This window comes from Mycoplasma seminis (assembly GCF_030718845.1).
GTDB lineage: Bacteria > Bacillota_I > Bacilli_A > Mycoplasmatales > Metamycoplasmataceae > Mycoplasmopsis > Mycoplasmopsis seminis.
Map to the genome: position 1 here is coordinate 974,231 of NZ_CP132191.1, position 23,353 is coordinate 997,583.

Annotated in this window: 22 protein-coding genes; 10 read left to right on the plus strand and 12 right to left on the minus strand. The window is 29.0% G+C overall.

Annotated elements, in window-relative coordinates; genetic code table 4:
- The first annotated feature begins 2 nt into the window (after nucleotides 1-2).
- From Q8852_RS04170 to tsaD, 4 genes are read left to right on the plus strand one after another with little or no spacing between them, the layout of a single operon-like run.
- Nucleotides 3-866, plus strand: coding sequence for a DegV family protein (locus tag Q8852_RS04170; RefSeq protein ID WP_305937919.1), 864 nt, complete (start codon nucleotides 3-5; stop codon nucleotides 864-866).
- Nucleotides 854-1,246 (plus strand): tRNA (adenosine(37)-N6)-threonylcarbamoyltransferase complex ATPase subunit type 1 TsaE, encoded by a 393-nt coding sequence (gene tsaE / locus Q8852_RS04175; RefSeq protein ID WP_305937920.1) that lies wholly within the window; start codon nucleotides 854-856, stop codon nucleotides 1,244-1,246. Before Q8852_RS04170 ends, tsaE begins: the two co-directional genes overlap by 13 nt.
- Nucleotides 1,246-1,806 carry a tRNA (adenosine(37)-N6)-threonylcarbamoyltransferase complex dimerization subunit type 1 TsaB gene (gene tsaB / locus Q8852_RS04180; RefSeq protein ID WP_305937921.1) on the plus strand — a complete coding sequence of 187 codons (561 nt, stop codon included), beginning with the start codon at nucleotides 1,246-1,248 and terminating at the stop codon, nucleotides 1,804-1,806. Before tsaE ends, tsaB begins: the two co-directional genes overlap by 1 nt.
- A complete protein-coding gene (gene tsaD / locus Q8852_RS04185; protein ID WP_305937922.1) occupies nucleotides 1,806-2,741 on the plus strand; it encodes a tRNA (adenosine(37)-N6)-threonylcarbamoyltransferase complex transferase subunit TsaD in 936 nt (311 codons plus the stop codon). Before tsaB ends, tsaD begins: the two co-directional genes overlap by 1 nt.
- A 75-nt stretch (nucleotides 2,742-2,816) precedes the next feature.
- On the opposite strand, the gene gad is transcribed toward tsaD, so the two are convergent.
- From gad to rpmG, 9 genes are all read right to left on the minus strand, one after another.
- Complete coding sequence (gene gad, locus Q8852_RS04190) at nucleotides 2,817-4,205, minus strand: glutamate decarboxylase (RefSeq protein ID WP_305937923.1); 1,389 nt, start codon at nucleotides 4,203-4,205, stop codon at nucleotides 2,817-2,819.
- A 12-nt stretch (nucleotides 4,206-4,217) separates the two neighbouring features.
- Nucleotides 4,218-5,156, minus strand: coding sequence for a glutaminase A (glsA, locus tag Q8852_RS04195; protein WP_305937924.1), 939 nt, complete (start codon nucleotides 5,154-5,156; stop codon nucleotides 4,218-4,220).
- On the minus strand, nucleotides 5,156-7,087 hold the full coding sequence (gene gadC / locus Q8852_RS04200; protein WP_305937925.1) for a glutamine/gamma-aminobutyrate antiporter GadC: 1,932 nt from the start codon (nucleotides 7,085-7,087) through the stop codon (nucleotides 5,156-5,158). Before gadC ends, glsA begins: the two co-directional genes overlap by 1 nt.
- A 182-nt stretch (nucleotides 7,088-7,269) precedes the next feature.
- A complete protein-coding gene (locus Q8852_RS04205; RefSeq protein WP_305937926.1) occupies nucleotides 7,270-8,304 on the minus strand; it encodes a LacI family DNA-binding transcriptional regulator in 1,035 nt (344 codons plus the stop codon).
- A 120-nt stretch (nucleotides 8,305-8,424) separates the two neighbouring features.
- Nucleotides 8,425-9,612, minus strand: coding sequence for a phosphopentomutase (locus Q8852_RS04210; RefSeq protein WP_305937927.1), 1,188 nt, complete (start codon nucleotides 9,610-9,612; stop codon nucleotides 8,425-8,427).
- A 121-nt stretch (nucleotides 9,613-9,733) separates the two neighbouring features.
- A complete protein-coding gene (locus tag Q8852_RS04215) occupies nucleotides 9,734-10,195 on the minus strand; it encodes a hypothetical protein (RefSeq protein ID WP_305937928.1) in 462 nt (153 codons plus the stop codon).
- On the minus strand, nucleotides 10,179-11,129 hold the full coding sequence (gene pip / locus Q8852_RS04220; protein WP_305937929.1) for a prolyl aminopeptidase: 951 nt from the start codon (nucleotides 11,127-11,129) through the stop codon (nucleotides 10,179-10,181). Before pip ends, Q8852_RS04215 begins: the two co-directional genes overlap by 17 nt.
- Entirely contained in the window at nucleotides 11,113-12,174 is a 1,062-nt protein-coding gene (locus Q8852_RS04225; RefSeq protein WP_305937930.1) for a M24 family metallopeptidase, read from the minus strand. Before Q8852_RS04225 ends, pip begins: the two co-directional genes overlap by 17 nt.
- Before the next feature lie 107 nt (nucleotides 12,175-12,281).
- Nucleotides 12,282-12,434 carry a 50S ribosomal protein L33 gene (gene rpmG, locus Q8852_RS04230; protein ID WP_078747366.1) on the minus strand — a complete coding sequence of 51 codons (153 nt, stop codon included), beginning with the start codon at nucleotides 12,432-12,434 and terminating at the stop codon, nucleotides 12,282-12,284.
- Between the two features lie 182 nt (nucleotides 12,435-12,616).
- On the opposite strand from rpmG, the gene Q8852_RS04235 reads away from it, so the two are divergent.
- From Q8852_RS04235 to Q8852_RS04255, 6 genes are all read left to right on the plus strand, one after another.
- A complete protein-coding gene (locus tag Q8852_RS04235) occupies nucleotides 12,617-15,184 on the plus strand; it encodes a lipoprotein 17-related variable surface protein (RefSeq protein ID WP_305937931.1) in 2,568 nt (855 codons plus the stop codon).
- Between the two features lie 74 nt (nucleotides 15,185-15,258).
- A complete protein-coding gene (locus tag Q8852_RS04240) occupies nucleotides 15,259-15,717 on the plus strand; it encodes a hypothetical protein (protein ID WP_305937932.1) in 459 nt (152 codons plus the stop codon).
- A 5-nt stretch (nucleotides 15,718-15,722) separates the two neighbouring features.
- Nucleotides 15,723-16,421 carry an IS3 family transposase gene (locus Q8852_RS04245; protein ID WP_305938412.1) on the plus strand — a complete coding sequence of 233 codons (699 nt, stop codon included), beginning with the start codon at nucleotides 15,723-15,725 and terminating at the stop codon, nucleotides 16,419-16,421.
- On the plus strand, nucleotides 16,378-16,533 hold the full coding sequence (locus Q8852_RS04545) for an IS3 family transposase (protein WP_369810258.1): 156 nt from the start codon (nucleotides 16,378-16,380) through the stop codon (nucleotides 16,531-16,533). Before Q8852_RS04245 ends, Q8852_RS04545 begins: the two co-directional genes overlap by 44 nt.
- A 63-nt stretch (nucleotides 16,534-16,596) precedes the next feature.
- Nucleotides 16,597-18,135 (plus strand): hypothetical protein, encoded by a 1,539-nt coding sequence (locus tag Q8852_RS04250; RefSeq protein WP_305937933.1) that lies wholly within the window; start codon nucleotides 16,597-16,599, stop codon nucleotides 18,133-18,135.
- A 208-nt stretch (nucleotides 18,136-18,343) separates the two neighbouring features.
- Nucleotides 18,344-19,993 carry an IS1634 family transposase gene (locus Q8852_RS04255; protein ID WP_305937934.1) on the plus strand — a complete coding sequence of 550 codons (1,650 nt, stop codon included), beginning with the start codon at nucleotides 18,344-18,346 and terminating at the stop codon, nucleotides 19,991-19,993.
- 187 nt (nucleotides 19,994-20,180) lie between these two features.
- Here Q8852_RS04255 and Q8852_RS04260 read toward each other — a convergent pair whose 3' ends face one another.
- From Q8852_RS04260 to Q8852_RS04270, 3 genes are read right to left on the minus strand one after another with little or no spacing between them, the layout of a single operon-like run.
- A complete protein-coding gene (locus Q8852_RS04260; protein ID WP_305937935.1) occupies nucleotides 20,181-21,242 on the minus strand; it encodes a hypothetical protein in 1,062 nt (353 codons plus the stop codon).
- A 1-nt stretch (nucleotide 21,243) separates the two neighbouring features.
- A complete protein-coding gene (locus tag Q8852_RS04265) occupies nucleotides 21,244-22,074 on the minus strand; it encodes a deoxyribonuclease IV (RefSeq protein WP_305937936.1) in 831 nt (276 codons plus the stop codon).
- A 2-nt stretch (nucleotides 22,075-22,076) separates the two neighbouring features.
- Nucleotides 22,077-23,348 carry a potassium channel family protein gene (locus Q8852_RS04270; RefSeq protein ID WP_305937937.1) on the minus strand — a complete coding sequence of 424 codons (1,272 nt, stop codon included), beginning with the start codon at nucleotides 23,346-23,348 and terminating at the stop codon, nucleotides 22,077-22,079.
- Nucleotides 23,349-23,353: the final 5 nt, after the last annotated feature.

Consider the following 23,353-nt stretch of genomic DNA (forward strand, 5'->3'; position numbering starts at 1 on the left):
CTATGAAAAATATAGCGATTATAGTTGACTCATCTTGTGGTTTAACCAAACAACAGGTTGAAGCATTAGGATGACATTTTTTACCCTTAAAAATAGAACTTGATGGAAAAATTTATAATGATGGAGATGATTTACATAGCAATAAATTATTTGAAGTTTTCTCTCTTCAAACTCAAAGCTACAAAACATCATGTACTCCAATTGGATATGTAGAAGAATTAGTTGAAAAATTATCACAAGATCATGATTATGTTGTGGTATTTCCGATTTCTAAATATTTGTCTTCACAATATCAAAATATCAAAGGACTTGAGTCTTTATATCCTAAACTTAGAGTATTTGAATCTGAATATATTGCAATACTGCTTACATTCCAAGTCTTTAAATTCCTTGATTTAGTTAAACAAGGACTTGATGTTGAGGATGCCTTACACCAAGCTGAAGCCTGAGATGAAAATATGTTTGTGTCTTTAATTCCTAAATACAATGATTATTTGGTTAAAGGTGGTAGACTTTCACCTTCTGCAGCTACAGTAGCTAAATTACTTAAAATTGTTCCTATTATTCAATTCCACAAAGGTAAACTTGAAAAAGAAGGAAAAGGAAGAGTATTCCTTAAAACTGTTTTAAATAAATCAGATGAAAAAGCCGCTGATAATGATGATGATATTTTAATCTTGCAAAACGATTGTGCCGAAACAAGTGAAGTTATTTCTCACTTAAAAAATTCATATCCTAATCGTGTATTCCAAAGTTGCTTACCAAATTGCATTTCAATTCACACCGGACCTGAAGCTATTGTGGTTATTAAACTTGGAAGAAAACTTTCAAACGAAGAAATCGAAGTATTAGAATGCAAAAAATAATTTGTAACAACCTGCAAGATTTAAACAATTTTATCCAAGACAACTTAAAACTATTTAAAGAAAAGAAAATTATTCTTTTAAATGGTGATTTAGGAGCTGGAAAAACCACATTTGTTCGTTTACTTGCTAAACATTTAGGAATTAAAGATAACATCACTTCACCAAGCTTTTCTTATATGAAAAATTATTCAGGTTTAATTCATATAGATTTATACAACTACCAAGGTGATATCGAAGAATTTGAAGATTATTTTGAAGATAATGTTGTAGCAATTGAGTGAGCTAATTTAAAGAAATATCAATTTGATAGTTTTGTAGAAATAGACGCTTCTATTAATCGTGAACTTCAACACGTTTTTGAAATTACAGAGGTAAGATAATGAATGTATTTTTAGACACATCAAGTCAAGATTTTGTCCTAGTATTATTCGATCAAGAATTTCGTGTTCTTGATTTTATTCTTTTAAAGGGATATAAGAAAAAAGTCGAACTAATCACTCAACAATTCGCTATTTTACTTGAAAGAAATAATCTTGCAATCCAAAATATTAATGCATTATATACTAATGTTGGTCCTGGATTTTTCACCGGAATTAGAAGCTCACTTGTTTTCTTTAGAACTTTAGCTTTATTAAACAACATTAAAATGTATATTACAACTACAATGGATTTAATTAAAGTGCAATATCCAAACACTAAGATTGCTTACACCGATGCACAAGGAAATAAATTATATCAATATGAATTTGATAAATATGATGTTAGCAACTTTCACAACTGTATTTCAGTAGTAGAAAATCATAATCAAACTTTAAATAATATTAATTATGATGAGATGATTAAAAATTTTGCTGCATATAAAAATTGTTTTAGATTTGCAGAAACAATGGAAATTGAAGCTTTATACATAAAACTTCCACAAATAGGAGGTGTTAAATAGTGCTTATTTTAGGTATTGAAACTTCACACGACGATACTTCAATCGCAGTATTGCGTGATGGAAAAGTTCTTGATATGTGAACTATTTCTCAAATTGATATTTTCAAAGAATTCGGAGGTACTATTCCAGAAGTATCCTCACGTGAACATGTTAAAAATATTGCTTTAATTCAATTAATGCTTCAAGAAAAATATGATTTAAATGAATTTGATTATGTAGCTTATACTAAAGAGCCTGGATTGGTAGGTACATTACAAGTTGGTTACTTATTTGCTAGCGCTATAGCGCAAAGCATTCAAAAGCCTCTAATTCCAGTAAATCATTTAATTGGACATTTTCTTTCTTCAACATTAACTGAAGAAATCACATTTCCTGCTTTATGTTTACTAGTTTCTGGTGGTCATACTCAATTAATTTACGCTTCTTCTCCATCACAAACTGAAATTATTGGTGAAACCTTAGATGACGCTGTTGGTGAAGCATTTGATAAGGTTTCTACTCGTCTAGGACTTGGATTCCCTGGCGGACCTATTATTGATAAATTATCCCAATCTTATGATGGAACTTATGTAGAATTCACTAAACCACATACCGAAAATGACTTTGACTTCTCATTTTCAGGTTTAAAAACTCAAGTATTAAATAAAGTTAATAAAGCTAAAATGAAAAATGAACAAATTGATCCTATTATGCTTGCAGTTTCATTTCAAAGAACTGCTGTGAATTATTTAATAGCTAAAACAAAACTTGCACTTGAAAAATACGATGTTAAAACTTTAGTACTTGGTGGTGGGGTTTCTGCTAATAAATTGCTTAGAAGTGAGTTTGTTAAATTACATCCAAATACAATTATTCCATCATTAAAGTATGCTACTGATAATGGAGCGATGATAGCTCAAGCAGCTTATTTAGAGTTACTTGAAAAGAATAAATAATTACTTTTATCACTACGCTGTAGTGATTTTTTGTATTAAAAAACCTCAAGCCGAAGCTTAAGGAAAAACTTATTATTAAGTATGTTTGAATCCACCTGATTTTTCATCGAGTGAAACTTCTGGGTTGTGAGCTTTTAGTTCTTCTACGGCATTTTTAAGATCTTGGATCATTAAAGCAGCCATATCACGACCAAATCCTTGACGGATAAGTACTCTTTGAACAATTACGTCTTGAGCATTTGCTGGTAATGAGTAAGCAGGAACTTGTCATCCTCTAACTCTTAATTTATCAGCTAAATCGTAGAGATTGAATCCTAAATCTACACCTTTCTTGAATTTTCAAGTTGTAGCTGGAATACCTTTCTTAGGATCACCATCATTGATGAGATCAAAGTATCCCATACCTTCAATTTCTTTTGCTATGTATTGTGCTGTGTCATAGCAATTTTGATGAATCTTTCTATATCCTTCCATTCCTAAACGAAGGAATAAGTAGTATTGTGAAATGATTTGTCCAGCAGGACGTGAGAAATTAATTTGGAATACCGGCATATCTCCACCTAAGTAATTTACGTGGAAGATAAGTTTTTCTGGTAATTCACTCTTATCTCTTCATACAACTCAACCAGCTCCAAGTGGTGCTAGTCCGAATTTGTGTCCTGAAGCTGAAATTGATTTAACTCTAGGTACTCTAAAGTCTCAGATAATACCAGGTTCAATGAATGGAGCTAAGAAACCTCCACTTGCAGCATCAACGTGCATTTGAACATCTAAACCAGTGGTTTTGTATAATTTATCTAAGGCATCTGAAAGTTCTTTAACAGGTTCATATGCACCAGTAAATGTTAATCCAAATGTTGTAACTACCCCGATTGTATTTTCGTCAATGTATTTAAGCATGCTATCAGCATCCATATAGAAGCGGTCTTCTTCCATTGGAACTTGACGAATTTCTACATCTCAGTATCTACAGAATTTTTCTCAAACAACTTGAACTGGTCCACAAACCAAGTTAGGTTTGTCATATGGTTTACCTGCTGCTTTTCTTCTTTCTTTTCATCTTTCAAGCATAGCCATACCACCAAGCATGCAAGCTTCAGATGAACCGATTCCTGAAGTACCAATAGGCTCTTTATCTTTAGGTGCATTTCATAAATTTGCAACCATAGCAACACAGCGTCTTTCAATTTCAGCTGTTTGTGGATATTCATCTTTATCTATTAAGTTTTTATTGATAGAAATGTCCATTAATTCGTGAACTTGTTTTTCTTCCCAAGTTTGACAGAATGTAGCAAGATTTTGTCTTGCATTACCGTCTAAAAACAATTCGTCCTTAACAATTTCTAAAACAGTATCAGGATCAGATTCTGTCTTTGGTAATTTGTCTTTAGGCAATTCTTTATCGGCAAATTTGTTCCCGAAAATACTGTCGTTTTTATTGCTTTTTACATTGTGTAACGGCATATTTGTCCTTTCTTACTCATCTTTTTTGTATAAGTTAAAGTTCATTTTATTACAGAAATCTTTGATGATTTTAAATCCTCTAACAGAGTTTCCGTAAGCATCTAATGGGGGACTAAATACTGCAACACCTAGTTTTCCAGGAACTACTGCAATTAACCCTCCACCAACTCCACTTTTTCCTGGTAATCCTACGTAGTAGGCGAATTCACCAGATTTATCATATAATCCTTCCATAGTCATTTCAGCTAAAATGTGTGGAACATTATTTTTAGAAATTACTTGTTCTCCTGTAATAGGGTGTTTTCCACCATTTGCAAGTGTGCTAGCTAGTAGCGCTAAATCATTTGCAGAAACTAAAGTTGAACATTGTCTGGTATATACATCACAAGCATCCATTGGGTCAGAATAGATTTGGTTTGCTGAGTATAATAACCAAGAAATAGCTCGATTGTGGAAGTTAGTATCTTGTTCTGAAGTATTAACATCATCTGATAAAGTAATTTTATCGCTCATTAATCTTCTTTGGATATCAAGAATTTTATCCCATCTTTCTTCTTTATCTTTAGCTTCAATTAAACTTGTAGTAGCTATTGCTCCTGCATTTACTAATGGTGAAAGAGGTTTATCTTTGTGTAATTCTAAAGCCATTACAGAATTAAATGGTAATCCTGTTGGGCTTGTTCCGATTTTAGTTTTAATAACTTGTGGATTATTTTCTTCAAGAGCTAGTGCAAGTGTACAAACTTTTGAAATAGACTCAATTGCGAAACGATACTCGTAATCACCTAAGTTGATAACTTCACCTTTTGTAGTTACTAAACTTACTCCGCATAAGTTTGAAGGAACTTTTGCTAAGTAAGGGATGTAACTTGCATTTTTACCTTCTGCTAAATCTTTATATTTGTTATAAGATTTTTCTAATGTATCTTTAATTTTGTTTAAATCTAACATTATTTACCAGCTGACGAATTATCAGTAGGTTTATTAGAACTTGCATCTGATGCTGGTGGAGCAGCATTTACTGCGGGAGCTTGTGCAGTATCTTTATCTTTGGATTTCTTATTGAGATCTAAGATTTTTGAAACTGCTTTTTTCTCTGAGTTCATTTTATTAGTTACTGATTTATTTTCGTGTTCTAATTCATGGATTATTTTTGCTTCACTTTTTGCGAATGCAGTAGAATCTCTTTGCAGCTTAATAAGCAGAACTTCTTCTTTCCGTGCAATGTATTTTTCAAGGTCAGCTATTTTATCTTTAATATCTTTATCAAAGATGTTAATATCTTGTCTTACCTTGTTATCAAAGTACACTTTAGCTAATGCTTCTGGGTGTGCACTTGATTCATTTACAAGCCCAGGTTGAGTTCCTTCCATTTCTCATGTAAATGGTGCAAAATCTGAATTAGGATCAACTCAGTGTGGTTTTCTTAAGGCAAAAATTACAAAAGGTATAATACAGAATACAATCGTAACACCAATTAAGATTGCGATATATGTAACTGGGCTACCAACGTTAATTTGGTTTGGTGGTGCAAAACTAACAATTAATGCTAATGTTGAACCAATAAGTCCCAGTCCACCAAATATCCACATACCTATATTCTTTGGTCCTGGAATCCTAAATGGTCTAGGCCGTGAAGGTTGTGAATATCTTAAGTATATTCCTGAGGCAAACATTAATAAGTACATAATTAAGTAAAGAATTACTGTAAGTTGACTTAAAATTTGGTAAGCTGCTTGCACTGAAGGAAGTACAACGAATAATACTGAAAGAACAGTTACAATTCCCCCTTGAATTAAAAGGAGATTGATAGGTACATTTCTTTTGGTTGTTTTTTGGAATCATCTAGGAAGGTATCCAGCCTTACCAACAGCTAACATACCATTACTTGGACCTGAAACTCAGGTTACAATTCCAGCTAGCACACCAATAGCTAGCATGAATGCTAATACTTGACCAAGTCAAGGAACACCAGCCCATGTAAAGGCTTTAATGTATGTAACTAATAATCCTTGAGTTAAGTTAATATCTGCTGCTGGTAATAAGAATGCTATTGCTAATGTACCAAGAATAAATACAAGTACAGTTACAATAGAAGAAATTAAAATAGCAATAGGATAATTTCTTTTTGGATTATCAAGTTCAGTTACGTGGATAGCATTCATTTCCATACCAGCATAGAATAGAAATATGCTGGCTGCAAGTACAAGTGAATCAAATCCCTTAAATTTAGGGAATAGGTCACTTGCTCTCATTACATTTGCAGAGGGGTTACCTGCAATAATGTATGCAAATCCAAAACCAATAAGGATAATTACTGGAATAATTGTTCCAATAATTCCACCTCATTTTGCTACTTTAGCAAATATCTTTGTTCCAAATGAAGAAAGAATTGTAGCAAGTCAATAGATAATTAAAACAATTGCTAAAACTATAGCTTTATTGTTAGCTATCCATTGGGCGGCTTTGGTATCCGGAGAAATGTATGCAATTGATACAGCTCCGAATGTAAGGGCAGCAGGGAATCAAATGGTTACCTCTGACCACAATAAGAACATCGAAAGGAAGGCTAGTCTTGGACCAAAAGCCTCTCCAACTCATCTAAAAACACCACCTTTTTCGGTATATGTAGAAGCAAGTTCAGCCGCTACAATAGCCACAGGTATCAAGAAGAAGATAGCTGCAAAAACATAGTAGAATATTGACCCAAGTCCATATTCAGCTTCTGCAGGAAGTCCCCTTAAAGAAACAACAGCAACAATGTTCATGAGTACTAAACTAAAAAGACTTAAAACTTTTTTGGTTTTAGGTTGTGCATTCGCATTAGCCGTAGTACCGTTAGCATTTTGGGCGGCTGCTGTTTTGCGTTTCCATAAAATCATGCTTTTCCTCCTTGCGATGAGAGTTAGGAAATATATATAATATATTTCCTACTTTAATTATATATTTTTTACAATTTAGAAACTTTTTTAGCCTTTTGATGTGGAAAATTTCCACATTTTCATTTTTAATTCTATAAATAAGTAAAAAAAAAAATCAGCTGTTGCTACAGCTGAAGCCTAAATTAGGCGTTTTTGCTCTTTTTACTTGAGATAAGTTTTAAATCTATCTCTCTAGTTTGCAATTCTTTGTTCATTATTTGATCTGCAATCATCTTTTCAATCTCAAGACCAATTAAAGGATAATCGACAAAAATCTTACTTTTGTAAACTCTTAAATTATCATAAATTGATTGATATCCAATATCAGTTAATCTAAAAGTATTATTAGCAAGTGCAGTTAGTGAAATAAATGAATCGTGTGTTGAACAAACAATATTTGAAATATTGTTAATTCTTGCATAAGTTACTAATTCTTGAATTTCTCTATCTTGTTTACGTGATGAAATTTCATATTTAGCAAATTGAATGTTATTTTCTTCACAAGCTTGTCTAAATCCAGCATAACGGTTGATTTTTTGGTTGCTAGTAAGCTTTTTATCTTCTAAGAATAAAATTTTATTATCATTTTCAGGTGCTTGCTTAAAGAGATCTAAAGTAACATCTTTAAATCCTTTAACTTCATTTGGTTTAATTCAGCTTAATCCATCAATTCTGTATCCATAAACTACAATTGCTACTCCATCAATTGTTTTTAAGTACGAGAATAAGAATTCATCATATTCTGGAATGAATAAAACAAGTGAAGTAGGTCTTCAAGATAAAATATATTTAATAGTTTCAATATATTCATTAGTTGAAGGGTTTGAATAAGTAGTAATTACTCTTTTATTGCTACGTGAACAAGCTGCAATAATACCATTAATAATATGTTGATAGAAATTACTTCCAAATAAAGGTGCGATTACAAAAATTGAACTGTCCTTACCTCTAATCATTCTTGCACCATGGTTTGGAATGTATTCATATTCCTTAACTACAGAAGCAATTTTCTTTCTAGTTTTAGGTGAAACATATCCCCCGTTGTAATATCTACTAATTGTTGAAATTGAAACATTAGCGATATTTGAAATATCTTTATAAGAGATTTGTTTATTATCTGGTTTTTTCTCTTCTTCAGTAATGTTATCTGTCTTATTTATATCATTTACGTCATTCATGCATAAATTATAACATTTTGTGGAAATTTTGTTCCACATTGCTGAATTTAACCTATTTTTTGCAAAAATTAAAAAAATCATATTACTTTTAGCAAGTAATATGAAATTTATTATTTGAAATTATACTAATTTTTCAAACACATCATCACCTGTTTCAGTGATTATTTCAGCACCGAAGTTTCTAGCAACGATGTTTCCTAATGTACCTAAACCTCTGAAGTTTTCTAATACTTTAGGTGATTTGAATGATTTTGAATAAATTGTAGCTGGTAAGAATTCTCTTGTGTGGTTGAATCCTGGGTATAATGGGTCATTACCATGGTCACTTGTGATGATTAATAAGTCATCTTCACGCATTGCGTTGATTAATTTACCTAATTTAGCATCTAAATCAGCAATGTTTTGTGCGTATCCGTGAACGTTTCTTCTGTGTCCAAAGTGTGAGTCAAATTGAACTAAGTTTGTGAAGATAAATTGGTTTTCTCCATCACCTTCAGCAAGTTCAATTGTAACATCCATACCTTTAGCATCTGAACCACTTGGATAGTGTTTTGTAATTCCTTGTCCTACGAAGATATCGTTAATTTTTCCAACTGAGATAACTTCAACACCTTGAGCTTGTAATTCGTTTAAGATCATTTCTCTTGGTTTGTTTGCATAATCGTGTCTGTTGAATGTTCTTGTGTATTCTCCGTTTTCACCAACGAATGGACGAGCAATAATTCTACCTACGTTTCATTCTGGACGTGATGAACAAATTTCACGAGCAGCTTTAGCGTATTTGTATAAGTTGTCAAGTCCGATTCATTCTTCATGTGCAGCAATTTGAAGAACTGAGTCCATTGATGTATAAACAATGATTCCACCTTTTTCTTTTTGTTCTGCAGCATATTCAGAAATCATTTCTGTTCCTGAACCTGATTTGTTTCCTAAAATTGGTCTTCCATCGAATGCTTTAGATAATTCATCGATTAATTCTTGTGGGAATCCGTTTTCTGTAAATGTTGGGAATGGTACTAATGTTTTAATACCCATCATTTCTCAGTGTCCTGCTAATGTATCTTTAGCATTTGAAACTTCTTGAACTTTAGCCATGTAAGCCATTGGTTGTTTTACATGGTAGTTTCCGTTTAATTCTGTAATGTTACCAATTCCAAGTTTTTTTCATGTATCAATTTTGAATTCTTCTACCATTGATGCAGATCTAATTGTATTTGCACCATCGTCACCAAAACGGTGTTGGTCTTTATCTGGACCAATTCCAAGACCATCAGTAACGATCATAAATACACGTCTAAATTTAGCCATAATTTTCTCCTTTTTTAATGGACGTTATTTATTTTTAACATCGTTTAAATTTTAAAACTTTTTTGAATAAACAAAACAAAAACTCGCAAAAAAATACACTTATTTTTAAGTGTATTTAATGTTATTTAATGAATCATTTTGCTGTTAATTTTCTCTTTCAAAGTCCATCAATTTCTTCATATAACAGATTAAGCGCTTCATAGTGTTCTACACCTTTATCTTGTTGTTTTTTAAGTTCATTTACTTGGTCTCAATATTGTAGTAATTGTTCATAAGATTCAACCCTTTTCTTAGTTCATCAAATGAATCATTTGCTTTTATAAGTTAAATTCATTTCATGTGCTACTGAACGAAAAATTCGATAAGCAGTATTAGCAACATAAATTAAAGCAATTATAGTTAAAACACAATATAAAGACATTAGTGTAATACCAAAGTAATAAACAAATGCAGAAGCATTATTGATATCAATAATGCAATAAACTAGCAATCCAATATAAAGCAGTGGAAGAAAGATTAAACAAGCAACTAAAGCTCAATAAACATTTAAAGTTTTTCTTAAATGCTTAGATTTTTCCTTCATTAATTTCCTTTTTGATTGTTTCAGTAGCTTTAACTAATAATGCTTGATTTCTTGCATCTCATTGAGTGTGTCCAGCCCCATCCACAAGGTTTAATTCAACATTTGTAAGTTCATTAGCTACTAATCAAGCTCCAATAGGACGGGTATCTATATCTTGACGTCCATGTACAATAATAGTACGAATATCTCTAAATTTATCAATATTATCTAAGATATAGTTATCATTAGGGAAAAATGAATTGTGCATAAAATAATGTGATTCTAATAAAGCTATTTGGTAATCAGATTTAAAATTTGGATGTAATTTAGCTTTATTAATTGAAACAACTTCAGATTCTCAATTTGCAAATAAATCTGCTGCTTGTTTTCTTTTTTCTAAATCATCCCCAATTAATAAGTTGTAGTATTTTTCTAAAATACTATTACCTTTTTCATTTTCAACAAATTTCTTATATTTAGCAAAGTAATCTGGGTAAAATACATCAGCACCTTTTTCATATAAGAAATCAATATCTTCTTGTCGAGCTAAAAACACTCCACGTAAAATTAAAGCTTTAATGTTTTTTGCATATTTAATTGCATAACACATTGCAAGCGTGCTTCCTCAAGAACCTCCAAGGATTACAACTTTGCCTAAATTCAGATGTTTACGTAATTTTTCCACATCTTCAACTAATTCTTGAGTAGTATTATTTTTTAATTCACAATATGGTTTTGATTTACCCGCACCTCTTTGATCAAAAAGTACAATTTTATAAAACTTAGGATCAAAGAATCTTCTACATTTAGCTGAAGTAGATCCTCCAGGACCACCATGGAAAAAGAATACAGCTTGCCCATTAGGGTTTCCGCTTACTTCGTAATATAAAGAGTGGATATCATCAACTTGTAAATATCCTTTTTCATAAGGTTCAATATTAGAAAATAGTTTCATTGTTTTCTTCTTTTCTAGAGAACACGTAGTGTCCGTTTTCTGTAACTAAAACATCGTCTTCAATTCTAGCTCCACCAAGTCCTTCGATGTAAATTCCTGGTTCAACTGTAAGAATCATTCCAGGTTCTAAAATTCATTCAGACATAGGTGAGATTGAAGGTCATTCGTGAACATCAATTCCAAGTCCATGTCCTGTTGAGTGAACAAAGTAATCTCCGTATCCTTTAGCTTTAATGTAATCACGGCAAACCTTATCAACATCGCTAGCTTTCATTCCAGGTTTAACTGAAGCTCTTCCGGCAGCGGCTGCTTCTTTAACAATGTTTAAAATTTCAAGTGTTTTAGGGTTTTTAACTTTATCTTCTCCACCTAAAATTCATGTTCTTGTAATATCGGCTGTATATCCTTTGTATCTAGCACCAAAGTCAACTTTTAAAAGTTCACCTTCAACAAGTTTTTTATCTGTTGTGTGGTGGTGCGGTTCAGCTGATGATGATGCTGTAGCAACAATTTCATCAAACCCTTCTTTATCTCCACCGTGCATTTTAAGTAAGTAATTTAAGTAAGCTCCCGCTTCTTTTTCACTTACTCCAGGTTTAACTCATTGTTTAAATTCTTCTAAAGCTTCAAGAGAAATATCAATTACTTTTTGCATAATCTTTAATTCTTCTTTGTCTTTAAGTACTCTAAGTTCTTGAGCATCAACTCAAACAATTTCTTCAGGGTTAACCATTTTTACAATTCTATCTTGCACTTCTTTAGTTAAATAATTCTTTTCTAAAGCAATTTTTTTGTAACCTGCATTTTTGAATCATTCTGCGAGTGAATTTCCTTTAATTAATACAACTTCTACGTTTTTAGCATTATTTCTAGCGTATTCGATGTATCTACCATCAACAAATAATGTTGCTTTATCTTTTTCAATAGCGATAAAACCATCACTTGTTTGTACACCAGCGTATCATAATCTTGTTTGTGGAGCTTCTGAGATTAAAACATCTGCTCCTGTTTGTTCAAACATTTTATCTAATTTTGTTCTATTCATTATGTCTCCTTTTAATTAGTTGTTTAAATTATATTACTAAGCAATATTATTTAACATATTTAAATAAAAAATCCAGCAATAATTTGCTGGAATTGAAATCAAAGAAATTATTTCTTTTCTTTGTGGTTTGTGTGAGCATTACATTTTGAACAGTATTTTGAAAGTTCAACTTTTTCAGGATGGTTTTTCTTGTTCTTTTTAGAAATATAGTTTTCCATTTTACATTCTGTGCACACTAATGTATAACCTTCTCTAGCCATATTTGCTCCTTTACTTTTTTTAATTGATATCAATAAAATCTTTATAAATTATAACAAAAAAATTAAAATTCAAACTTTTCAATTTTGTCTCAATTTTTTTGCAAAAAAATTCAAGATATGAAATTAAAAAAATTGTAGAATTATAAAAAATATAAGAAAATATCTAAAAAAGGAACATAAATATGAAGAAATCAATGTTTTTAGTTATCTCAACAGCCTCAGCAGTTGTATCAACTCCTTTATTATTAGCTTCATGCGAAAGCACTACTCAAAAACTCGTGAAGCAACCTAAAACAAATAAGCAACAAGTCTTAAAGCAAAAAACTTTAAATGAATTATTTACTGAAGGTTTAAATTCAGTACATTTTGACTTACAAGATAATGACTTATTAAAACTTTACCCAAGTGAAATAAAGTACCAAAATTTAAAAATTACTAAAAATTCAAGCAGTGATATTATTTTTCAATTTAGTGGTGATTTAATCCCCGATGATGTAAATGGTAATTTAAAAATAAATTTTTACTTTACTGCTAAAGATCCTAAAACTAGCAAGTGGATTAAATCAGAAGTTAAATCATTATCATTAAGTGGATTTAAAAATTTAAAAACAGTCGCACAAGAGCAACTTAATAAGCTTACATATAATTTTGAAGACCAAAATAATACTAGTTTACTTCCTAATGCAATTGTAAATAGAAATAAAGTGACTTTTTCTCCTTTAGAATCTGATAGATTACATGTTGTAAGTCAGTTTGATGCAGATGATGAAAACGGAAATGTAACATTATCTTACAAATTAAGATCTTTTAATCCAAGTTATGAAACTCAAAGTATTTCTAAAACATTTAGTGGATTTAAAACAACTTTACAAGATCAAAGAGAAAAAGAACTTGTTAAAATGAATCAAATTTCAGCTAGCTTAAACAACATTTCTTTAAAAAGTTCAATTATTAAAAAGCAAACTAGACCTAGAAATATTACACTTGAAGATTTCAACTTACCTCAAAACGAATCATATAAGTTGAGTCTTAATTCAATTACGCCTAATGATGACAAAGGAAGCTTAGATGTAAGTTTTAAAGTAATTTCGAACAAATTTAACGATATTGTTTCGAATGATAAGACTATTACACTTACAGGATTATTAACCACTGAAGAATACAATAAACAATCAGATGCAAGTTTTCTCAAAACTCTTAATGAATCTTTTGCAAGCTTTATTTATTCAGGCCTAGCTAAAAATACTACCCTTGCTTCTGAAACTTTAGATAATCAATACAGTGCCGAAAACAATAAAAACAAAGTAACAATTGTTTCATTAGATAAAAGTGATATTTTAGGTAGAACTTTAATTACCTACACTATGAATGCAACTAATAGTGAAACAAATTCTGAATTAACTTCTGAAGCTAAAACATTTGAAATCGATGGTTTTATAACACAAGGAAGTATTCAAGAACAACTTGATGAAAAACTTTCATTACTTTCAAGCCTAGAATTAAGCTCTATTGATAAACCTAACACACAGGCTTCTCATGTAACTAAGCAAAATATTGTTTCATTAAGTGATAATAATTTTGATTTTATTATTAATTCATTAGAAGCAAATGATCAAGATGGAAGCTTACAAGTTTCTGTTAAATTTGTATCTAAAAAGAATTGACAACTACATTCAAATGATAAAACTATTACTATTGATGGATTTTTAACAAACGCTGAAATTATTCGTCGTTCTGATGCTGCATTTTTAAATGAATTAAACTCAAAACAAGTTTCATTTAATTTTACTGGTGAAAATAAAGATAACACTTTGCCTACAAATGCAACTGAAAAAGAAAAATATGCATCATCAATACAACCTGATGTTAATGTAGAAATTCTTAGGCTTATCCCTAATAATGACTTAGGACAAATTACAATTAAATATTCATTAAATGCAGTTAATCCAGAAAGTAAAAACACTATTACTGTAAGTGAACCTAAAGAGGTTACTTTAAGTGGTTTTTTAACCACTGAAGCGCACAATATTCAGCAAGAAAACATACGCCTTAATTCATTGTTACAAAATGTAACTGTAGACTTAAATCCTAAATTCAATAAATCTCAAAATAAGGCTTCTAAATTAAATTCCATGGATTTAATTTCAGCAAATCTAGCCGCAAACTCAAATGCTGTATTAAAATTCAACATTATTGGAGATGATGAAAATGGTGTGGCTACAATTGAATACTATTTAGTTTCAAATAGCGAAAAGTTAGTACTATCTCATAGTGATAAAAAAATAATTAATATTAGTGGATTTTACACTAGAGAACAAGAAAGATTAAATAAACTAATTGATTCAATTAATACTTTTGATTCAAAAGATATTTCACTAGAACCATCAGTTTTTAATAAAGAAACATTTATGGGATATTATCAAGATAATAAATATGCTAGGGAAGTCACAAAACCAGATAAGCTAGATAACTTTATTAATCTTTCTATCGAAAACACGAAAATTATTATTGAATCAATTAAAATTCAAGAGGACCTTATAAATAATGATTTATTTAATTTAGAGATTAAATTTCATTTAAATAGTCTTAAATATAATAATACTGTTTCAAAAAGTAAGACAGTTGTTGTGAACGGTATTGATTTAATTGCTCAAAAATATTTAGAAAATTATTACTTGCCTAAATTACAATCACTTAAATTTAAATCAGGATATGTAGTGAACCCCAAAATTTGTACCTTCATTCAATAACGGGTGCAAATGTATATGAAAAAACAAATGATTATTCAAAATATGTTTGAATTTAAGGAATTTAAACTCAAATTATGTGAATTCATAAAAAGCGTAAACTGAAAAATCCCATGATTTATTATTATGTGAATTACTATTTAAAATCAAAAACAATTGATGATTATTTACATTCTGTTTCGATTAAAGATTATGATGAATGAGTTATTGATGAAGAAATCGATAAGATTATTCATCATGAAAAAACAATTTTTCAATCTTGTGTAGATTTGAATTTATCAACTCATATTAGTATTGCAATGAAAGTTGTTGCTAAAAAGAAAAATTACTATAATTTAATTATGAGTAAAGAAAACAAAAACAAAGAAAAAACAATCGACTTAGAATATGTTAAAAGTTTAGAAAGAAAAATTGAACTTCTAGAAGCTGAAAAAGCATATTTCGCAACTTTAGATAGGATAGTTCAAAGCCAACTGAAGCAACCGTCAAAGAAAAAGCGCAAGCAATCTTTGAAAATAAAGAAAAATTCAAATTAGTTGATTTATTTGCTGCTTCGCAAATAAGAAAATCTCATTATTACTATTGAGAAAAACATTTTTTAACTCCTATTGATAAGGATTTTGAATTAAAAGAAACAATTCAAAAGATATTTGAAGAAAGTAACAAAACTTATGGTTACAGAAGAATCACTATGGAATTACACAACAGAAGTATTAATGTAAATCATAAAAAGGTTCTAAAACTAATGAAATTACTTAATTTAGTCGTTTATAGAAGAAAACATAAGAAATATTCATCTTACAAAGGACAAATAGGACCGATTGCAGATAATTTAATCCAAAGAAATTTCATAAGCAAGAAACCTTTAGAAAAGCTTTTTACAGATATCACAGAATTTAAACTTTTTGATGATTTAAAGGTTTATTTATCTTTAGTAGTAGATGGATTTAATGGTGAAATTTTATCAGCCGCCGTTTCATTGAGTCCTAATTTACAATTAATAAAAGATACTTTTGAACCATTAATTAAAAGCAGAAATTTAAGTGGTTGCATAATTCATTCAGACCAAGGCTGACATTATCAACATAAATATTTTGTTAACTTATTAAAAGCTAACAATATTATCCAAAGTATGTCAAGAAAAGGAAATAGTCCGGATAATGGATTAGTTGAAATCCTTATTTGGAACAATAAAATTGGAATTCTTTTACCCAAACAAAAACAATTTCACAGATCTTAATAATTTTGTGGAAAAATTATTTGACTATCTTGACTTTTATAACAATAAAAGAATTAAAATTAGATTGAAAGGAAAAACCCAATTGAGTACAGAAAAGATTTTGAAAATCTAATGGTACAAAATTAGGGGTTCAGTACAATATACTGAATTAAAATATCAAATAATACCAAGTATTATGCAAAAATATGATTTACAAGATGTATTCACACCCACAAGTAAATCAGGCGGCATTTTCAGTTTTCTTGATACAGAAATCGCAAGAAAAAATGATACATTTGTTTTAAAATCTTTCGATGATAAAAAAGGTAAATTAATCGTTACTCTTACAGCTCATATTAAAAATTTCAGTGCTCAAAGAGATTTTGAAATCAAATTTTTAACTCTTGATGAACTCAATAAAATAAATGAGGAAAAGCAAAATGAAACTAATAGATTAAATAAATTATTAGCATCTGATCTTTTTGATATTTTTGAGTTCAAAAGAGATATTGGATACTCTGATTTTAATAATATTAAAGAGAGAGATATTGCTAATAAAGTTTTAACAAGCGAGAATGTAAAAATTATTTTAACTCCTAATTCATTCAAAAAGAACTTTTCTAACAACTCTATTGAATTCACATATAAATTACAAAGTACTATTGATAAATTTAGCACAATGACATCAACTAATACAAGAACAATAACCTTTGATAAGTTTTTAGACCCAACAAAATTCATCCCTTATGATATTGTCACAAAAGAATCAGTTTTAAATTATTTAAATGATAAAACAAATGATTACAATAAAACACTTGTTAATAATGCAATTCCTGAAAAATACAGACAAAAATTTAATGACACAATAAAAACGAAAATCTTCACCGAAATAATGGAAAGTCAAGCTTCTTGAAATAAAGATGTGGTTAAGAAATATTACCAAAATGTAAACGGAGCAGCTTCTGAATCTGAAATAGAAAAACTTTATGTTTATTTAGAAAATACTGTTAAAGATTTTATTGATAATATAACTACTATTTTTGGAGCAGGTCTTAAGGGTCCTGAGTTAAGTGCTTGAGATATAATAGAATATGGAAGAAGAACAGCCAGAGGTACGTATCTTGAATCTGTATTCATGGAATTCTTTGGAAATGTCTTAAAAAATGAGAATATATTCTTGAATCCTATTTATAACTTTATTTCATCATGAAAAAGTGATTTATTCAGCAATAATAATCAATTCGAACAATTAAAAAATGATGCGAAGAAACTTATAACTAATCATTTAGAGATGATCTGCGATTTTCACATAAACACCGTCCATTGAAGATATCTTGTTGATGGAGGACATCCAAAAGATAAGGATAAATTAGATAGAAATAATGCTGTGTTCAAATGACCACACGGAGGAAGAAAATATTTATTTGGTGGAGGTGGTTGAGAAGATATATTTAACAATGATAGACACTATAAAACTTTACTTCCACAAATAGAAGAATTAGCTAATAAATATGAACTATCACCAGAACAAAAATATTCATTGAAAAGGATTATAACTGAATCTGTAGAAACTTTTTATTCATTTATTGATACATATCAAAAAGGCTTTTTACATACAGTTAGATTGGTAACTTTATCAAATTATTTACTAAATATTCAAAATAAAAGTCACCTTTGGTGACTATTTTTGTTCAAGCATTATAGGACTAGAATGTTGCTGCATAAATTCATGTAAATCAATAATTTCTTTACTGATTACATCTAGTTTCAATGGTTCATAGTATTTAATCATACTCCTGAGTTTCGGAGTTTTAGTTCAAAAAATCTGTAAAAATTCAAATTAATTAAGATTCATATATCTACGATATATGGATTTTTAATTTACTTCTAAAAAAGTCCTTTTATTTACTTGTATTACTTGTATAAAATGGTATAATATAGACATGAAAAATAAGTTTATAGTTATCAAACACAAAAGAAAAGATTACACATATATTTCTATTGCAACATCAAATGGTTATGGAAAAGGATATGGTAACCAAGTTGGTATTGGTAGATTAGAAAAATTAGAAGAGCTATCATCAGATCCGATAAATGTAATAAAAAATGTTTGTGAAACATTATCAATTACTGAATTCAAAAGAAAAAATCAAGCAAAGTATTATGTTTGCATTAAATTCTTCAAAACAGAAGTTTACAATGTAAACTATGGGATAAATATCCTTTATGATTTGATTAATAAATTTGAAATATTTGATGCACTCCCAAAAACAAGACATAAAGAGCTTAATAAAATTCTAAAATACACAATTGCAAGCAGAATAATTGATGCAAATAGTTATATTTCAATACATAAAAATAAGTATAAATATGAAGATGCTCCAAACACTAGCAAAGATAGTTATTATGCCTTATTAAATCTTATCTATGATAATAAAGAAAACTTATTAAAAAGAATTAACGAAAAAGTTATTAAAAATACATCAAGAAAAGTTGAACTAGTTTTCTATGATTTAACAACTATGTATTTTGAAAGTTTTTCACGTTTAGGTCTTAGACATAGTGGTTATTCAAAAGATGGAAAATTTAAAGAAGACCAAGTTGTTGTCGGTATGGCTACAGATGAAAATGGTATTCCCATTCATATCGAAACCTTTAAAGGAAATACTGCAAATTCTAAAACTTTCATTCCTTTTGTATTAGAAATGAGCAAAATTTATGAAATAAAAAATGTAACAATAATTGCTGATAAAGGTATGTCTACATCAAGTAACATAAGATTTTTAGAACAAAAAGGGATAAATTACATAATTTCTTATCGTTTAAAATCGGGTGCAAAATCATTTAAAGATTTTGTTTTAGATGAAAGTAACTATGTAGGTAATGAAAACTTTAAACACAAAGAAGAAACAATTGTTTCTCTATACAATAAAAAACGTCCTAATGGAAAATTAAGACGTAGAATAGTTACATTTAGCAAAAAAAGAGCTTTAAAAGATAAAGCTGATAGACAAAACTTAATTGATAATTTTAATAAATTGAAAAACAAAAATGGATTAGTTGAAACCGGTAAATTAACTGGTGGAAAGAAATACAAATTCTTCAAAAAAGTAGGTAAAGCTTTTTATGAATTAGACTATAAAAAGGTTCAAGAAGATAGTCAATTTGACGGTTATTATATTTATGAAACTTCGAGAATGGATTTAACGTCTGAAGAAATTGTTGAAATTTATGCAAAACAATGACAAATTGAAGAAAACTTCAGAACAATGAAATCATCATTACAAGTTAGACCTATGTATGTTTGAACAGATAAACATATTGAAGCACATATTTTATTATGTTTTATGTCTCTTGTTATCATGAAATTTTTACTTTACTCAGTTAACAAAACTCTAAAAGATACTGGTGTAATCGATAGATTTTCAAATGAAAGAGTTATAAAAGCAATTAAATCAGCTGAAAAAGTTGTAAAAGTTGTTGATGGTCAAATAAAAGAAGAAATTTATATACGAAATACTCAAAATTCAGATTATATTTCTGATTTCGAAACAATACAAACAATATTTTCAAAAATTGTACAAGTAATTTAGACATAAAAAATACGAATAGCCCTATTTTTAAGGACTATTCGTTTTTTAAACCTTTAAAACTCCAAAACTCAGGAAACTTTTTATTCATTTATTGATACATATCAAAAAGGCTTTTTACATACAGTTAGATTGGTAACTTTATCAAATTATTTACTAAATATTCAAAAATAAAAGTCACCTTTGGTGACTATTTTTGTTCAAGCATTATAGGACTAGAATGTTGCTGCATAAATTCATGTAAATCAATAATTTCTTTACTGATTACATCTAGTTTCAATGGTTCATAGTATTTAATCATACTGTGAATTATATTAGGGTTATTTAAAAAGTTTAGATTCTTAAATATTAATAACAAATATTTTCTTGAAATGGATTTCTTTGAAATTAATTTTTGATAGTATTCAACTGTTCCCAATGAATTTTCCATTGTGTGTTGTAAATATTCGAAACTGTTTTTATCCATGTGGTAGGCTAAAAAGTTATTAAAAGCGATTTTAAATTTCTTTTTAACAATTGTTTGAGTTGATCCAAAGAATAACAATATGATAAATAACACTAAATAAATTGCTTCTTTAACACCAAAATGAACATCATTAAAATGAACACCAATAGCAACTAATAAGTCTAGAAATAAGTATAATAAAGCACAATAGAATGCTGTTCTCATAAAGATATTTAAAGCTTTTTTAGCATAGTTTTTATAAATAGATAATTGTGCTGTTTGCAGAATTTCTTTTAATCTTTCAAGTAATTCTTCAGTATAGTTTAAATCAAAACTATTAGCATATTGCATTAAATCTATTTGTGGTAAGTATACTTTTCGATCATTAATAATTTCATACAACATTTCTTTTAAAGTTTCATCTTGAATTAAAGGCATTACTTTTTTAAGATTAATTAAAAGATGAATTTTTGAAAAATTAAAGCAAACTTTAAAAATGAAGTATCCATTAAATAATAATGTATTGAAAATAACTGAAGCAATAAATAGGTATAGATATGTAATATCGTTTAATTTAGAATTACCTGCTAGATGAATAATTGGAACAATAGGTAATAAAATAAGAAATAATAGAATTATAAAAAGTAGATACTTTAAAAATCCGTTAGCTAGGTTGATTAATGAAAACTTCAGTTTATTTTGATGAAAAATAAGATTAATGTTTTCGATTTGTTCCTTTAGGATTTTTTCAGATATCTGACTTTTTTTAAATAATTTATTAAGTTTAATACTTTGTTTAAGTAACATATTAAGCCTTATTAAGTAACATTGCAATTTCTTCTTTGTAAATTGGTCCACTTTCAGGTACAGGTGTTTCTAAAATAATTGGAATGTTTTCAAAATCAGGATCAAAAACAAAGTTTTGCAATGTTTTAAGCCCAATTGTTCCTTGTCCAATGTTTGCATGACGATCTTTATGTGAAGCTACTTCATTTTTTGAATCATTTAAGTGGATAACTTTAATTCTTCTTAAAAGATCTCATTTTTTAAGCTCTTCTTTAAATTCTCCGTATTCTTGAATATCATATCCAGCATCTCAAACGTGACATGTATCAAGGCAAATTTGTACTCTATCTGAGTCAACTCATTGTAAAACATGCGCAAGTTGTTCAAAGTTAGTTCCTACTTCTGAACCTTTTCCAGACATAGTTTCAAGGCAAATAACAACATTTTCAGTTCTATCAATAATTTCTTTTAAAGTATCTACTAAAGTATCAAGCGCTTCTTCAATTGGATGTCCAACAGCAGCTCCTGGATGAAGCACTAAGTATTTGAATCCTGCATAATTCATTCTTTGAATTTCTTGTACTAAAAAGTCTACAGCAAAAGCAGCTTTATCCGGATTAGATGGATTAACAATGTATGGAGCATGCACTACGATGTTTTCTTTTGCAATAATATTTGCATATTTAGCTTCATATTTAGCTAAATTATATTTTTCAGGATCGACTCTTCTGACATTTTGAGGCGCTCCTAAATAAATCATCATAGTATTTGCATTTTCATAGATAGCTTCTTGACAAGAACCTACTAAATAATCCGGTGCTTTAAATGGTACGTGTGAACCTAATAAGATCATATTTACTCCTTCTTTTGAGGTTTATTATTATCAGTTTTTGAATTTGATTTATTTTTTTCTAAACGAGATGGATTTATAATTACATCTTTTAATTCAGATTTAATTTCATCAGCCGTTTCTTTGATTTTGTTGTGTGAATTATTTTTAAAATGTTTTTGCATTTCATTAAGGAATGACCCAGCAATAAGCCCTGAAGGGATTGCTATAATAGCAATAGATACTAATGAAATGAATGTAACAATACCTTTAGACATTGGTGAGTGAGGAACATAATCTCCGTATCCTATAGTTGTTAAAGTAATTGTTGTAAAGTAAATTGCATGTCATACACTTACAGGATATCCGTTTCCTAAAGCATTAAATGCTGAAACGAAGCTTACTACATCTGATGCAAGATTTGGACCTAATTTGTTTGTAGCAATATTTAAACTGAAATTCTGATTGGTTAAATAATTATAAATAACAGAAGCATTATGTTCTACAGTTCCTTTTGGATCATATCCTCAGACTAGCAATTGCTTTGTGAATCCATTTTCGGTTGATAATAAAGTATGATATTGCTCACCATTAGTTTGTATTTGTTCTTGAATAAACTGAATTTGGTTTTGTCTTAAAAATACTGATTCAGAGTTTCAAATAATAAGAGCAAACAATACAATAAGAATAATGATTAAAATAAATACATATGTAAGTACTCTTCTTTGTTGCACAAATACTTCAGAAATAATTTGGAAAGGTGCAAATAATGTAAGAATTAAGAAGAAACGGACTATCTTAAATATTGTTAAAGATTTAATTGCATCAAAGAATTTTGCCGCTGCACTTTGGTCAAATTGATTTGCTTGTGATTCAGGCATTAAGTATGCTATTGCATTAAATGATGCTAGCATACAAAGCAGAATTACTATACCTGTAAATGAAAAGACAAATTTTATGCAAGCCCTTCACATAGGCAATTTCAGTTCTGGATAGTGTATTTTATAAGTAAACATATGAGTGAAATAATCAATAATGAATACAAAAAATGTCATAATTTGTACCACTACTAAAAACTTATTTCAACTATGTGTGGATTCTTCTGGTATTTCAATAAGGGTTAAAAAAGATACAAAACATGAAAATGAAATTAAAATTGCATAAATGTAAGTGAATAATTTAATTTTATGTTTTTCTTTTGATAACCCCTCAGGTATTAAAGGGTTAGATCAAGCGATTAATGAAATAATCTTTAATCACTTGCTTTCAGTTGCTTTAGACATAAATTTTACTTTCATACTTA